This window comes from Sulfurimonas sp. (assembly GCF_032250635.1).
Lineage (GTDB): Bacteria > Campylobacterota > Campylobacteria > Campylobacterales > Sulfurimonadaceae > Sulfurimonas.
In genome coordinates this window covers 1-14807 of sequence record NZ_JAVVFL010000028.1, presented here as the reverse complement: position 1 = coordinate 14807, position 14807 = coordinate 1, and the positions used below count along the sequence as shown (strand labels likewise).

Annotated in this window: 18 protein-coding genes and 1 other RNA gene; 12 read left to right on the top strand and 7 right to left on the bottom strand. The window is 37.0% G+C overall.

Annotated features, from left to right (window positions below):
* The 5 genes from RQ763_RS03125 to RQ763_RS03105 form a co-directional block, all read left to right on the top strand.
* Positions 1-862: pseudouridine synthase (locus RQ763_RS03125; RefSeq protein ID WP_314151122.1), on the top strand; the 862-nt coding region annotated here is incomplete at its 5' end.
* 2 nt (positions 863-864) lie between these two features.
* A complete protein-coding gene (locus tag RQ763_RS03120; protein WP_314151120.1) occupies positions 865-2049 on the top strand; it encodes a replication-associated recombination protein A in 1185 nt (394 codons plus the stop codon).
* Between the two features lie 52 nt (positions 2050-2101).
* The gene (locus RQ763_RS03115; protein ID WP_294932648.1) at positions 2102-2401 is read left to right on the top strand and encodes a hypothetical protein; all 300 of its coding nucleotides are present in this window, start codon (positions 2102-2104) and stop codon (positions 2399-2401) included.
* Positions 2391-4367, top strand: coding sequence for a methyl-accepting chemotaxis protein (locus RQ763_RS03110; RefSeq protein WP_314151118.1), 1977 nt, complete (start codon positions 2391-2393; stop codon positions 4365-4367). Before RQ763_RS03115 ends, RQ763_RS03110 begins: the two co-directional genes overlap by 11 nt.
* Positions 4367-6058 (top strand): response regulator, encoded by a 1692-nt coding sequence (locus tag RQ763_RS03105; protein WP_314151116.1) that lies wholly within the window; start codon positions 4367-4369, stop codon positions 6056-6058. Before RQ763_RS03110 ends, RQ763_RS03105 begins: the two co-directional genes overlap by 1 nt.
* Positions 6059-6083: 25 nt before the next feature.
* Here RQ763_RS03105 and rplT read toward each other — a convergent pair whose 3' ends face one another.
* Positions 6084-6443 (bottom strand): 50S ribosomal protein L20, encoded by a 360-nt coding sequence (gene rplT, locus RQ763_RS03100; protein WP_314151114.1) that lies wholly within the window; start codon positions 6441-6443, stop codon positions 6084-6086.
* 117 nt (positions 6444-6560) lie between these two features.
* Positions 6561-6752: a 50S ribosomal protein L35 gene (gene rpmI, locus RQ763_RS03095; RefSeq protein ID WP_314151113.1), complete on the bottom strand. Its 192-nt coding sequence runs from the start codon at positions 6750-6752 to the stop codon at positions 6561-6563.
* Between the two features lie 67 nt (positions 6753-6819).
* Between rpmI and RQ763_RS03090 the strand changes: the two genes are divergently transcribed.
* Positions 6820-7047, top strand: coding sequence for a hypothetical protein (locus RQ763_RS03090; RefSeq protein ID WP_294928689.1), 228 nt, complete (start codon positions 6820-6822; stop codon positions 7045-7047).
* Positions 7048-7198: 151 nt separating this feature from the next.
* Here RQ763_RS03090 and ffs read toward each other — a convergent pair.
* Positions 7199-7296: signal recognition particle sRNA small type (gene ffs, locus RQ763_RS03085), an RNA gene on the bottom strand.
* Positions 7297-7340: 44 nt separating this feature from the next.
* Positions 7341-7679: an Hpt domain-containing protein gene (locus RQ763_RS03080; protein ID WP_314151111.1), complete on the bottom strand. Its 339-nt coding sequence runs from the start codon at positions 7677-7679 to the stop codon at positions 7341-7343.
* Positions 7680-7747: 68 nt separating this feature from the next.
* Here RQ763_RS03080 and RQ763_RS03075 point away from each other — a divergent pair, with 68 nt between their 5' ends.
* Both RQ763_RS03075 and RQ763_RS03070 read left to right on the top strand, forming a co-directional pair.
* Positions 7748-8293: a hypothetical protein gene (locus RQ763_RS03075; protein WP_314151110.1), complete on the top strand. Its 546-nt coding sequence runs from the start codon at positions 7748-7750 to the stop codon at positions 8291-8293.
* Positions 8290-8985, top strand: a complete 696-nt coding sequence (locus tag RQ763_RS03070) for an SDR family oxidoreductase (RefSeq protein WP_314151109.1) — start codon at positions 8290-8292, stop codon at positions 8983-8985. The genes RQ763_RS03075 and RQ763_RS03070 overlap by 4 nt, the downstream gene beginning before the upstream one ends.
* On the opposite strand, the gene RQ763_RS03065 is transcribed toward RQ763_RS03070, so the two are convergent.
* The 3 genes from RQ763_RS03065 to fliD form a co-directional block, all read right to left on the bottom strand.
* Complete coding sequence (locus RQ763_RS03065) at positions 8980-9234, bottom strand: hypothetical protein (RefSeq protein WP_314151108.1); 255 nt, start codon at positions 9232-9234, stop codon at positions 8980-8982. The two genes, RQ763_RS03070 and RQ763_RS03065, sit on opposite strands and share 6 nt — an antisense overlap.
* Complete coding sequence (gene fliS, locus RQ763_RS03060; RefSeq protein ID WP_314151123.1) at positions 9221-9595, bottom strand: flagellar export chaperone FliS; 375 nt, start codon at positions 9593-9595, stop codon at positions 9221-9223. The genes RQ763_RS03065 and fliS overlap by 14 nt, the downstream gene beginning before the upstream one ends.
* A 97-nt stretch (positions 9596-9692) precedes the next feature.
* On the bottom strand, positions 9693-11099 hold the full coding sequence (fliD, locus tag RQ763_RS03055; RefSeq protein WP_314151107.1) for a flagellar filament capping protein FliD: 1407 nt from the start codon (positions 11097-11099) through the stop codon (positions 9693-9695).
* Between the two features lie 148 nt (positions 11100-11247).
* Between fliD and pseB the strand changes: the two genes are divergently transcribed.
* The 4 genes from pseB to pseG form a co-directional block, all read left to right on the top strand.
* Entirely contained in the window at positions 11248-12240 is a 993-nt protein-coding gene (gene pseB / locus RQ763_RS03050) for a UDP-N-acetylglucosamine 4,6-dehydratase (inverting) (RefSeq protein ID WP_314151105.1), read from the top strand.
* A 2-nt stretch (positions 12241-12242) separates the two neighbouring features.
* A complete protein-coding gene (gene pseC / locus RQ763_RS03045; RefSeq protein ID WP_314151103.1) occupies positions 12243-13370 on the top strand; it encodes a UDP-4-amino-4,6-dideoxy-N-acetyl-beta-L-altrosamine transaminase in 1128 nt (375 codons plus the stop codon).
* Positions 13363-14070, top strand: a complete 708-nt coding sequence (gene pseF, locus RQ763_RS03040; RefSeq protein WP_314151102.1) for a pseudaminic acid cytidylyltransferase — start codon at positions 13363-13365, stop codon at positions 14068-14070. Before pseC ends, pseF begins: the two co-directional genes overlap by 8 nt.
* Positions 14067-14807: UDP-2,4-diacetamido-2,4,6-trideoxy-beta-L-altropyranose hydrolase (gene pseG / locus RQ763_RS03035; RefSeq protein WP_314151100.1), on the top strand; the 741-nt coding region annotated here is incomplete at its 3' end. The genes pseF and pseG, both read left to right, overlap by 4 nt.

The window sequence follows — 14807 nt, the reverse complement described above, 5'->3', positions numbered from 1 at the left end:
CCCCGCAACCGATGTAACAGAGGGCGAAAACATTGTCTATGTAAGCGGTAAACAGGTTAGCCCGAGAGATAAATATACGGTAATTGTTTACAACAAACCAAAGGGTGAACTTGTAACAAAAAGCGACCCAAAGGGCAGAAGAACTATATATGACAGCTTAAGTAAAGAGTATAAACATTACATCCCGGTAGGAAGGCTTGACTATGCGTCGGAAGGAGTTCTGCTTCTAACCGACGCTTCAAGGGTCGCATCTGCTCTTATGGAGTCTGATCTTGAGAGAATCTACAAGATTAAGATAAAAGGCGAGGTTACTCCAGACATGGAGGACGCGATGCTTAAGGGAATGACGCTCGATGATGCATCTGCGGGCGGGCACTCCCACTCTAAGGTCATGGCTATGGAGTTTAAACCTTTTATAGGGTATAAAGTCCAGAAAAATCAGCCGAACTATTCAATCCTTAAAGTGGCTCTTAGCGAGGGGAAAAACCGCGAACTAAGAAGATTTTTTGCCCACTTTGGCGCAGAGATAGTAGACCTTAAGAGAATCAGTTTTGCAGAGGTTGAGCTCAACAATCTTCCTGAGGGAAAGGTTAGATTTTTAAGTCGCAGCGAATACTCCGCTCTCTCAAAATTTTTAAAAGATGAGAAAAAATCAGAACTCAAAGAGCTTAGAGAACTAGGCAAGAGTGATGAAAAAAGAAGTTTTAAGAAGGATGAGGGCAAGGGCTTTAAGAAGAGCGAAGGCAAAGGTTTCAAAAAAGAAGAGAGTAAAAGTTTTAAAAAAGATGGAAAAAAGAGTTTTAAAAAAGATGAGAAAAAACCAGATTTTAAAAGCAAAAAGCCGATTAACAAGAAGCGTTAAAGTTGGCTGATTTTACGCATCTTTTACGCCCCCAATCTTTTGACGAGCTTATCGGACAGAAACATTTAAGCGCTAAAGATGCACCGCTGAGAGTCTTGTGTGAAAAAAATGCCTTGGGACACAGCTTCTTTTTTGGACCCTCAGGCTGCGGAAAAACCTCCATCGCAAGAATTATCGCCAAAAAAATGCAACTCCCTTTTTATGAGTTTAATGCCACAAGCATCAAGATCGAGCAGTTAAGAAAGATTTTTGAACAGTACAAGAACACGCTGCAAAGACCTCTGATTTTTATAGACGAAGTGCACCGTTTGGCAAAAAACCAGCAAGAGGTTCTACTGCCTGTAATGGAGAACAACTCTGTTGTGATTATCGGTGCCTCTACAGAGAACCCGTTTTTCTCGCTAACATCTGCAATCCGCTCCCGCTCCATGCTCTTTGAACTCTACCATATAACAAACGAAGCACTTGAAGAGCTGTTGCAAAAAGCACTCTCAAGCGGCTCGTTGACATGTGATGAAGATGCGGCAGAGTATCTCGTACGCAGCAGCGGCGGTGACGCAAGAGCGATGCTTAAACTACTCGAATTTGCCTCAACTATAGACTCTCATGTAACGCTGGCTATCTTAAAATCACTCAGACCCAATGCTCTAAGTGCCGGAAGCAGCGAAGCAGGTGTACATTACGACCTAACAAGCGCCATGATTAAATCCATCAGAGGTTCAGACATGGATGCCGCTATCTACTATTTGGCACGCTTGATTGAGGGCGGTGAGAGCGCTGATTTTATTGCCAGAAGACTTGTCATATTGGCTAGCGAAGACGTAGGAAATGCAAATCCCCAAGCGTTGACTCTTGCTACTTCAGCACTAACGAGCATCTCAAAAATCGGCTATCCTGAAGCTAGGATTATTTTGGCGCAGACGGTTATCTATCTGGCTTCTTCTCCAAAATCGAACACGGCTTACATGGCAATAAACGAAGCTCAAAAAGCCGTTAGAGAGGGTGTCATGTTGGATATTCCAAAAAACATTACACAAAACAACAGCGGCTACTTATATCCACATGATTTTGGAGGATATGTAAAACAGACCTATCTCTCCAAACCACTTAACTTTGTTAAACTAAAAGATATTGGCTATGAGAAAAAAATTAAGGAGTGGTTAAGAAATCTCTCTGATTTTAGTTAATTTTAATTGTATTAATAATAAACTGCTGTAAAAGCGAAAACAAGGCATTAAAATGGAACTAGAAGTATCCTCAAGCACCCTCGTCATAACCGGTAATATAAAAAGTATTTATAACTTCCAAGAGATTAAGCGTACTATAGATGATATGATCACAAACTATAAGCATATCAACATAAATATTGTCGATTCACTCTCTATTACATCTTCCGTAATAGGCTACCTAAATAAGCTTGTGCTAAAGGACGACATAGACCTTAGCGTTATCGTTGGAAACGAACAACTCTATAATCTTTTAGATGATTTGAATCTGGTCTCAACCTTTAAGGCAAAAAGGAACAAGTATGACAATTAAGTATAAATTAAATCTTATAACGGTCATAGTTGTCTCGTTTGCGCTTATTATTATTGCGATAACGCTTAAAAATACACTCACAAACAATGCAATCATAACTAAAGCCCAAGAACTAAACACTCTCTCTCAAAAGTTGAGTCTGGTAATTCATGAAACCCAAAAAGAGAGAGGGGCAAGTGCCGGCTTTATTGGTTCAAAAGGGAAGCAATTCGGCGATATGCTGCCAAAACAGAGAACCGATACTACCAGAGAGTATAGTGAGTTAACGGCATATATAAATAGTCTTAAACTTGACTCTTTTCCACAGGAACTTAACGGCGAAATAACGGCATTGGCTGCAGAGATGGGCAGAATTTCACAAATACGTTCCGAAGTTGATTCTCTCTCAATCGGGCTAGGTGACGTTGTGGCATACTATACAAACATGAATAAAAAGATTTTAAATATTGTTTCACTGACCGCAAAATTGGCAGACACACAGGAACTAGTCAAAGCGCTTAGCTCTTACGCCAACTTCTTAAAGTCTAAAGAGCGTGCAGGGATTGAAAGGGCAGTTTTAAGCGGTACTTTTGCGGCTGATAAATTTGCAGAGGGTATATTTGCCAAATGGATTACTCTTGTTGCCGAACAAGACGCGTTTATTGATGCCTATTTATCTCTGGCAACCGAGAGCTCAAAAGCTCTTTACGCGCAAAAAATGAGCTCTCCTGTTGTAGAGCAGGTCAATAAAATGAGAGAGATTGCCAGAGCAAAAGCAAATGAAGGAAACTTTGAAATTGACAGCGTAGAGTGGTTCCAAACTATTACAAAAAAGATAAACCTTTTAAAAGAGGTAGATGATGAGTTGGCTGAGCAAAACAGTCTCCTTTTAAAAGAGGTAAAATCTGAGCAAAATATGCTGGCACTCATAACGCTTGCAGGCTACTCAATATTTGCCGTTGTTATCTTTGCAATAATTTTCATTGTCAGCAGAGGGGTAAATAGAAGCGTTAGAAGCTCCTTAGAAAAAATAGAGTGTGTCTCTAGCAATCTAGACCTAACCTGTGACGTTATAGTTGAAGGAAAAGATGAGATTTCTCAAATTTCAAGAGCCCTGCATGTGATGATTGTTGCCTTTAGAGAGAGTGTTTATCAGGCTAAAGATGTCTCTGCTACAACATCAAAAGAGAGTAAAAATCTAAACGACATAGTCGATGAGCTTACAAAAAACGGTGAATTCGCAGATAAAAAAATATCTGGTATTAATGTTTTGGTAAGTGAAGTGGGGGAGCGTCTTGATGCTATTGAAGAGGCTTCCATAACCGTTACGGAAGATTTGAGAAAGACCTTCAGCGTTCTAGACGGCTTCATAGAGAAACTTGATTCTGTCGTTGTAGCGATTGATGTAAGTAATGAAAATCAGCAGGATTTAGTTCAAAAAGTCTACTCACTTACAGAACAGGCAAAAAACATCAAAGATGTCTTAGCGATTATCTCCGACATTGCAGACCAGACGAACCTTCTTGCTCTCAACGCAGCCATTGAAGCCGCACGTGCCGGTGAACATGGAAGAGGATTTGCCGTTGTTGCAGACGAGGTAAGAAAACTTGCAGAGAGAACACAAAAAAGCCTTAGCGAAATCAGTGCAAATGTTAATCTAATCACACAGAATGTTGTTGAAATTTCCGAAGAGACAAATAAGACATCCCAGAGTATGGACCATATCGCTAACTCGGCACAGGATCTAATCGCTTCTGCACAGGAGACAAAAGAGAACCTCTCGGTTACAACAGATAAATCAAGCAACGTAATGTACCAGAGTACATATATCGCAACAAAAACTAAAGAGCTCATTCGTGATATGGATGAAGTAATAGAGATTTCACAAAAAAATACACAACATAGAAACCTTGTTGACAACGCTGCTACAAAGCTCTCAAGCGATGCACAGAGACTACAAGATGAACTGAGTAAATTTAGAATTTAATGAACAACACCATCGATAGCTCAATATTAACCTATTTAAAATCTTTAACACTTCTATGTGTTGAAGATAACAAAACGACGCAGCTTCTTTATAAATCGCTCTTTGAAGAGCTTGTTGAAGATATCATCTTTGCGGATAACGGCGAAGAGGGGTATGAAAAATTTAGAAATCAAAAAGTTGATCTCATTATTGTCGATTATGCTATGCCTGTACTAAACGGTATAGATATGATTAGAAAAACAAGAGATATTAACAAAGAAATCCCAATCATACTTGTCTCTGCCATAAAAGATGTTGATGTTATCGTTCAAGCGCTGCAGTTAAATGTTAACAACTTTTTAAAAAAACCAATAATCGCAACTGAAGTCATGCAAGCTATAGGGAATATTTCCAAGCTTCTCTTTGCGGAGAACTATCTCAAAGAACAAAGAGAAAAGAAGATAGGAGAGCTTGAGAAAAAAGAGAAGTATAACTCTTATCAGGAAGATTTAGCCTTCTCAAAAGAGCTCAATATCATTAGAAATGATTTTTATTATCATATGATAGACACATATCAAGCGATTCTAGTAGACTTTTTGTATAAGCCGCTGGATATTTTAAGTGGGGATGCGTACAGTGCTAGAAAAATAGACGATAAAAGAGTTTTTTACTTTATTGTTGATGGAATGGGAAAAGGTCTCTCCGCATCGCTTAGTTCAATGCTTCTGACTGCTTATGTCAATCATACCATAGACAAAATGGGGAACAATTTTTCTCTGAAAAAATTGATAGAGTCAGCTTTGGAGTACATAAAACCGATTATTCTTGATGAAGAAGCTCTTTCAACAGAATTTATAGTGATGGACTATAAGAGTTCAACCATGCTATACTCAAAATTTGCGATGCCTCCATCGCTTGCCCAGTCTGAGGAAAATCAAATAATAAAAATCAAATCAAATAATCCGCCCATGAGCAAATATACCGATAATTTTACAGTCTCTAAAATGGATATTTCAAAAATTACAAAATTTCTATTTTACAGTGATGGGCTAGTAGAAAACAGCGTTAAAGGAGAACAGAAACTATATGCAAACTTTATCGAAAACGATTTTTTGAACTCTTTTATAAAAGATGAACTAAGAGAGAATCTTTTGAGCAAGATTGATACTCAAGAAGATGATATGACCTTTATCTTTATAAACCAACTTCCTTTGCCACAACAAGAGAAACGCGTAACAAGAAGCTTTGAGAGCACCCTTAATGCAGTTGAAGATGCGAACGACTGGTATACGGATATATGGAACGGTTTTACCACTAACTATAAACTCGCATATAAAGCATGTGTTGTTTTCTCAGAACTCTTTATGAATGCCTACGAACATGGAAATCTTGGTCTTGATACAAAAACAAAACATAGGTTACTGAGCGAAGATATATACTTTACAACACTGCAAGAGCTTCAAAAAAATTGCAAGAAGAAAATAACGGTGACTATCGACACCATAGAGTCCAACTCACATAGATATATAGCTACACTTATAAAAGATGAGGGCGAAGGTTTTAATACTGATATTTTACATGAAATTTTTAAAGACAGAAAGAATTTTAACGGAAGGGGTATATATATCTCGAGACAATCATCACTGGGACTCTATTATAACTCGAAGGGAAACAGTGTGCTTTACCTGCACAAAATAGAGAGTGAAGCGTAGCAAAAGCTACCCTTCAAACTTTTACTTATTTTGTTAACGCTGTTTTTGAAGCTTCTGCAACTGCACTAAAGCCTGTTGCATCATTCATCGCCATATCAGCAAGAACTTTACGGTCAAGCTCGATGCCTGCTTTTTTCATACCGTTTATAAATGTTGAGTAGTTCATACCGTTAAGACGACATGCAGCATTGATACGGATGATCCATAGTTTACGGAAATCACGTTTCTTTTGCTTGCGGTCACGGAATGAGTAGTACATTGAGCGCTCTAGCTGCTCTTTTGCTTTACGGAAGTGTTTACGACGTCCGCTGTAAAAACCTTTTGCAAGTTTTAATATTTTTTTGTGTCTTCTTCTACGAACAACACCTGTTTTTACTCTTGGCATATTATTTCCTTTTCTCTTTACCCAGACACTTTTGCGTGTTCAAGGTGCCACATCTTAGGTGGTCTTGCCCAGCTACTCTATTGCTATTTTGCTGGAGATGTAACAATCAACTAATTATTAGTTAATCATAGCCTTAATATTTTTTTCATCAACTTTTGCAACAACTTTTGATTTATGCTGCTTAGAACGAGTATCTGAATCTTGCTTTGTCAAGATATGGCTTCTAAACGCTGTACCGCGCTTAACAGTGCCGTTTTTCTTAACTTTAAAACGCTTGACAGCGCCTTTAACCGATTTCATCTTTGGCATCGAAACTCCTTTGTAAATTGAAGCGCAATTATACCCAAATTTTTTTAATTTTTGCTATACTCACGCCATGAAATCTATACAACATATACAAAACGCACTTAACGATTTAGACAAAGAGGTAGAGGCAATTCTTGTAGATATGAGTTTGCCAATGAACGAGAAAGACAACCGCATGCTTCCGCTTTTGCAGCAAAAAAGGGTTCTTGCCCAGGCACTGGAGGATTTAACTTACTTGAAAAATAACCCGCCAAAACCAAATCAGGCATGTGGAATTTCCAAACATAGAAAAGATTGATCACAAATAATCTGCGTCAAAATAAAGGCAACTGATTTTGTTAAAGTTTGAGGCGAAATTAAGTTAATTTGAGGAGTTTACTTGTGGTAAATGACGAAAATTCACTTAATTTCAACGAAGAAATTTAGCAGAAGCATTGTCTTTAAAGTACTTCCCTCCAGATACCTGCGGCACATAACACTCTAAGGTGTGCTGCTGTATTCCTACCCTGACACAGTATCTCAAAGCACTATTGCACAGGTCTAAAGAGAAGCGACGCAATTATAGCCAAAAAAGTTAAATGAAGCAAAGCCTCAGAGAGAGATTGTACCTACGGCATTTTTTATGGCATCAAAGTAGAGTTTGTAATCAAACTCGTTATTTTTTTTTGCAGCTTCTGACTCTATCTCCATCGCCATCTCATAGATTTCATTAAATTTTATATTTCCTGCACTCCCTTTTATGGCATGCGCATTTAATCTGATTTTGTCATAATCTTTACTCTCAATTGACTCTTCAAGAGCCTCTAAAATTGAATCCGTCTCTTTTAAAAAACTCTCCATAATCATAGGAATATATCTGTTTTTTATCCCGATTGAGAGTGCTAGATTGTCATAGTCCAAATCTGAATAATCAACATTTAAAGCAAGCATAATCAAATCCTTTTGCTCTTTTATTTTAAAAGCATACAGTGATAATTCTACCGTAAAAAATTGCATTTTTGATACAATACGCAATGCTATATATTGTAACAGCTCTAAAATCGGAAGCTCAGGCGTTTGTTGAGAAATATAGACTTACCAAAACAAACTCTCACGAATATACTGTTTTTGAAGGTGAAGAGCTTAGAGTTATTGTAAGCGGTGTAGGTGTTGAGTCTGCAAAAAAAGCCGCTTCTTTTCTTTTAAAAAATTTTGCCGTAAGTGACAAAGACATATTTATAAACGTAGGCATCTGCGGAGCAAACAAAGAGTACAATATAGGCACTCTTCTTGCCATTGGCTCAATTATACACAAAGACAAAAGCTACAGTGTAAGTACAGCACCTAATGCCATTACATGCGTTGATGAAGAGGTTTCTCAAGATTTTTACATACTTGCGGATATGGAGTCATTTGGCTTTTATGAAGCCATAAAAGAGATGCAAAACTATCATATCTTTAAGGTTGTAAGTGATCATTTTGAACCGGAGAGCGTGACAAAAGATGCAACAAAAAAATTGATACTTAGCGCAATTGATGCAATGATGAGAGAGGTTAGAAAATGAGAAAAGTTGTAGTTACAGGGGCAAGCAGCGGAATAGGTAAAGAGATTGCTAGAAGATTACTGCTTCTGGATTATGAAGTCATAGGTGTTAGCAGAAGCGTTAAAAAAGAGTATTTTGAGTCTCAAAACTTTACTCCTCTTCAAGCGGATCTTACAAATGAGACATCAACTATTTCAGCTTGCAAAAAACTCTCAAGCGAAGATGTCTACATGTTGATTAACTGCGCGGGGTTTGGCAGGTTTGAACCACATGAAGAGCTAAGTGCAAAGACTATTACAAGTATGGTTTTTTTAAATCTTACGGCACCCATGCTTCTGACAAACGCCCTGCTGAGAGATTTGAAAAAAAATGGCGGTTACCTTATAAACATAAACTCCATAGAGGCGCTTAGATCAAGTAAGTTTGCAGGAGTTTACGGCGCTACTAAAGCGGGGCTTAAAGCATTTGGAGACTCTTTGTTTGAAGAGACAAGGAAAAGCGCACTAAGTGTAACAAACATAAACCCGGACATGACGCAGAGCAATTTTTATAACGAGCTAAGATTTGAAACAAGCCAGCATGAAGATGAGAAGCTTCTGGCTTCAGATATTGCAGACGCTGTTGAGCATATTCTTAGTATGAGAAAAGGTGCCGTTGTAAGCGAGTACACCATTAGAAGTCTAAATTTTGGGATTTCTAAGAAGAGACTATGACTTTATATCAAGTTTTTTAGATGTCGGGATATCGGTAGAGCGCAGAAAATCAAGGTTTTTCTTTATCTGTTTCATGGAAGCTTTTGTCTGGTCTTTGAGGCTATTCATTAAAACAGTCGCCTCTTTTAAGAGGTATGTAGCTTCCTCAATCTCTTTTGGATTTTTAAGCTGCGGAATATCATCCAAAAGCTTATCCAAAGCATTTGGATTTTTCTCGATAACAGCTATTTTGAGCTTATTTAGCCACATTTGTGGTCTCTCTCCAAGCTTCTAACAACCCTTTAAAAACATTGCTGACCTCATCAAGTTTTGACTCATCTTTTTGAATATTTGCCAAATTTAAAAGTTGGATTTCATAGTTATAAAGCCCCTCTAGATATTTAGCAACACGTCCGCCTTTCATATCTAGCACCGAAATAAGCTCAGTAACAACTGCCACTGAACGATTTATCCAGTAAACCCTCTTCTCAATATCACCGTCTTTTATAGCCTTTTTTGCCTGCGCGTTAAAACGAAGAACACCCTCATAAAGCATCTCGACAAGCTTTGCCGGAGACTCTATCCCTATATTGTTTTGTGCGTAAATATTGTGAGCTACATTACCATACATCTCAAATCCTTTTTCACTTTTTTGATCTTCTTCTTGACTTTCTTTCATATCCAGTACATCGGTATTTTAAAGACTTTTTTTAATCTTTCGTAAAAAATTAGCTGTTATAGTCGTTTGATGTATTTGCCATCTCAGTAAACATAGATGAAGCGTTATTTAGCTTTGCTATCATAGCATCGTATGCAGCATACTGCTTTGCTAAAATTTCATACTTTGCATCAAGTCTCTCTGTTGCCGATGTTTTTCTCTCTTCTAGCGCACTTATCCTATCGTTTATAGAATCTTTAAACTGATCAAGAGTTGCATTATATGTAGTATATTGTCCTACGGTTACTGACATTTCATTAAATACACCGCTTACCGCAGTTTGAGTTCCATCTGCATTAGTAAACATGCCGCCGGAAAAAAATGCTTCTACATTAGTTGGATCTTCATCCATTTTAGTGTTTAAAATACCTTTATCAACACTCATCTTTCCATCTTTGTCTATGTCAAAACCAAAATCTGACATAGTTCCGACACCTCCGCCTACAGAGCTAAACATGTTTTCAAGAGCACGTTTCATACTTTTTATGGTACTCTCGCTTGAGAATATTCCACGCTCTTCACTCTCTGTACTCGATTTTGTAACCTTAGACAACTCTGTTATAGCCGCATTATACTTCGCTACAAAACTATCTATTTTTGTCATAATGCCTTCACGGTCCTGTGCAACACTAACCGCAGAAGAACCGACCTCTTTTAGCGTAATATCAAGACCCACGATTAGATCTGTTATATTATTGCTTGTACGAGTAATAGCTTGTCCATTAAATGTAAAGTTGGCATCCACCCCTGTTTGAACCGCTGTTAAACCTGAAGTCAATCTTGTATCAGCAGTTAGTCCATCAGCTAGTAACAAATCTCCAGTAGTGTCTGATAGAGTTATGTCCTGTGTTGTACCCGTATCCGCTGAGCTGATAAAAAGACTAAATTGCCCACTGCTAATCTGAACAATTGTAGCGTCTACTTTATCCCCAGCAATACTGTTAATACTGTTTTTTAAGTCATCTAAAGTTGTAGTGCTGTCATAGCTGATTGCAAAGTCAACTCCATCTATATTTAAATTCATACTACCTACATTGCCAACAGTCATTCCAGCTGCTATTAACTCTGTACTAGATGTAAATGTACCTGACTGCTCTATCTGTTTTGTTGCCAAATTGACAACATCAAGAGTAAAGTCCTGAATATCAGTATTTGCAGCTGCCGTTACTTCAACCGATGTTCCCGCCACTGAAGTAGTGCGCTCGTCATATAAAAGAGGTGTCTTAAGAGCATCGATGCTGTCTATCAAATTTGTCATGTTAGCATCTACAAGCTCAAGCGCTTTCTTCTTATCATTTTCATTTGTAATTGATAAATCTACAGGTCTTATAAACTGCGCCTCATCAGCTTCTCTCAACTGATCTAAAACATCCTGTGTCAAAATACTCGAACCGACACCAAGTGAACTGATAGCCATAATAAATCCTTTTGAAAATAATCTTGAATTATTTATAATCTTTCTATGCTTTTAAATCGACCAAAACTATTATTTCTTTAAAAAATAAAAAATTATGTGGCACTTTTTTTGCTGTATAATTAGGTAAAAGCAAAAGGCGGGTTTGTTCATGTTTAATGGCAAAAATATTCTTATTACCGGCGGAACAGGTAGTTTTGGCAAAAAATACACTGAAATTATTTTGAAAAAATATAAACCAAATAAGATAATAATATTTAGCAGAGATGAGCTTAAGCAGTATGAAATGGCTCAGGTATTTACAGATAAATGTATGAGATATTTTATAGGCGATGTAAGGGATTTAGATAGGCTTAGCGAGGCGATGTACAATGTTGATTTTGTCATACATGCAGCAGCCCTAAAACATGTGCCTGTTGCCGAATACAACCCCATGGAGTGTATCAAGACAAATATTAACGGTGCTGAAAATGTCATAAGAGCAGCCATTAAAAACAGTGTAGAAAAAGTAATAGCACTCTCTACAGATAAAGCTGCAAATCCTATAAACCTTTACGGCGCTACTAAGCTGGCATCGGACAAACTTTTCGTAGCTGCTAACAACATGGTGGGCGATAGAAAAACTAGATTTTCAGTTGTTAGATATGGAAATGTTACGGGTTCAAGGGGCTCAGTGATACCATTTTTCAATAAACTAATCGCTGAAGGTGCTACTGAGCTGCCTATTACGGATGACAAGATGACAAGATTTTTAATCACGCTGGAAGATGGCGTAAATTTTGTCCTTAAAAACTTTGAGAGAATGTACGGCGGAGAGATATTTATTCCAAAGATTCCATCTATGAAGATGACAGATTTGGCAAAAGCAGTGGCACCCAACTTGCCTCACAAAATCATAGGGATAAGACCCGGTGAGAAACTTCATGAGATTATGTGTCCGGCTGATAATAGTCATTTGACATTAGAATTTCATGATCATTATGTTATCAAGCCAACGATACAGTTTACGCATATTACAAATTTTTCAACTAATAAACTAGGAGAAAAAGGCGTGCCTGTAAAACAAGGTTTTGAATATAACTCTGGAAATAACACCCAATGGCTCACAAATGATGAGTTTTTAGAGATGTTAAAAAAAGGATAATCTTGAATCACATACCATATGGCAAACAAACAATAACTCAAGATGATTTAGAAGCGGTATCAAAGGTACTGGTATCAGATTTCATTACTACAGGTCCGGTAACTAAAGAGTTTGAAAACGCGATAGCCAATTATTCAAATGTTAAATACTGTCTCGCTGTCTCTAATGGTACAGTTGCTTTACATTTAGCATCAATTGTTTTGCTTAAAGAAAATGACAAAGTATTAACAACTCCAAACTCATTTTTAGCCACATCCAATTCTATACTTTATGTTGGTGCTAAGCCGGTATTTATTGATATTGCTAAAGATGGAAACATTGATTTAGATTTGTGTGAAGCAGAGCTAAAAAAAGACCCCGGCATTAAAGCCATTTATGCGGTTGCATTTTCTGGTAATATGATTAATCAAGAAAAGTTGAAATATTTAAGAGAGACATATAGTGTAACTATTTTGGAAGATTGTGCTCATGCTATTGGTTCATCTTATAACGGCATTAAAGCAGGAAGTTGCACAAATAGTGATATATCTATTTTTTCTTTTCACCCGGTTAAGCATATGACTACAGGTGAAGGCGGTGCTATAACTACGAACTCAAAAGAAATTTATGAAAAATTACTTCTTTTAAGAGGTCATGGGATGAGTAAAAGAGAAGGCTTAGCTCCATGGGAATATGAAATGGTAGAGCTAGGGTACAATGGAAGAATTACTGATTTTCAATGTGCACTTGGTTTGTCTCAATTAAATAAACTTGAAAGTTTTATAGCTAGAAGATGTGAAATCGCAAAAAAATATGATAAAGCTTTTGAGAATACTGTAGTAAAACCGTTATATACATTTGATGGAAAATCTTCATATCACCTATATGTCGTGAAAGTAGACTTTAACGGACTTGGTAAGACTAAAGTTGAGTTATACAATAGATTAGGAGAAAAAAACATAGGGTTACAAATTCATTATATGCCAATCAATAAGCAGCCATACTATAAAAATTTAGGTTATGGGAATGAACATACACCTGTTATGGATAAATATTATGAGGAGTGTTTTTCGCTTCCTATGTATCCGTTGCTCAGTGATGAAGAGCAACAGTATGTTATAAAATCTCTTTTTGAGATACTAAATGCTTAAAAAATATGCCGTTGCAATAATACCGGCACGCGGTGGAAGTAAACGAATTAAGAGAAAAAATATAAGAGATTTTCATGGGCTGCCGCTTATTGCATATAGTATAAAAGCGGCTTTAGAATCAAATCTTTTCGACAAGGTTATTGTAACGACAGATGACGAAGAGATAGCAAAAATAGCAAAAGAGTATGGTGCAGAAGTTCCATTTTTGCGATCAAAAGAGCTCTCCGATGATTTTACGGGTACAGGGGATGTTGTTAAACATGCTATTGATTATTTAAAAGAGCATGGCGAAGCTTTTGACTATGTTTGTACCATCTATGCAACCGCACCGCTTTTGCAGGCGAAATATTTAATAGAAGGGTTTGAAGCACTTAAAAATTCAGATGCCATTAACGCTTTTTCTGCAACTTCTATGCCGTTTCCGATTCAAAGAACATTTAAACTGGATGCAAACGGCAGATGCGAGATGTTTTGGCCAGAAAACTATTTTAAAAGAAGTCAAGATTTAGAAGAGGCTTACCAGGATGCAGGGCAGTTTTACTGGAGCAAGGTAGATAAAAAATCCAGTGATATCATGTTTGGCAAAGAGAGCATCCCGATTATACTCCCGAGATATTTAGTCCAAGATATTGACACACTAGAGGATTGGGAGAGAGCCGAATACATGTATGAAGCTGTTAAAAAGTCGGCTAAAAAATGAATATTTTATTTCGAGCCGACTCATCCTCCACTATCGGCACTGGACATATTATGAGAGATTTGGTACTTGCAAAGCAGTATCCAAATGACAAAATAATGTTTGCGACTCAAGAGTTGGATGGAAATATAAATCATAAAATAAAAGAAGCAGGATATGGCGTAGAAATCCTTAAGTTAAACAGTGTAAAAGAACTAATAGAGTTAGTGAAAAAACATAGTATTGATTTAGTTGTCATTGACCATTACGGTATTGACTATAAATATGAGAAAAAACTGAAAAAGAGAACAGGTGCCCAGATATTGTCATTTGATGATACTTATGAAAAGCACCATTGCGACATACTCTTAAACCACAACATCTATGCACAAGAGAGAAAATATAGAAAATTGGTTCCAAAAAACTGCGAGCTTAGATGCGGAAGCAAATATACGCTTCTAAGAGATGAGTTTATAGAGGAAAAGAAGAGGAAAACTAAAGTTAAAAACAATAAAGTCAAAACTGTTTTTGTAGCTATGGGCGGAGCTGATCACAGCAATATAAATATAAAAATTTTAAAGGTATTAGAAAAATTTGATAATTTAAAAGTAAATTTAGTCACTACAACAGCAAATAAGAATCTAGAAGAGTTAAAAGAGTACGTTAAAGAGAAGAAGTGGATAGACTTACATGTTAACTCAAATATAATAGCGAAACTTATGAAGAGAAGTGATTTTGCTATTGTAACTCCAAGTGTGACC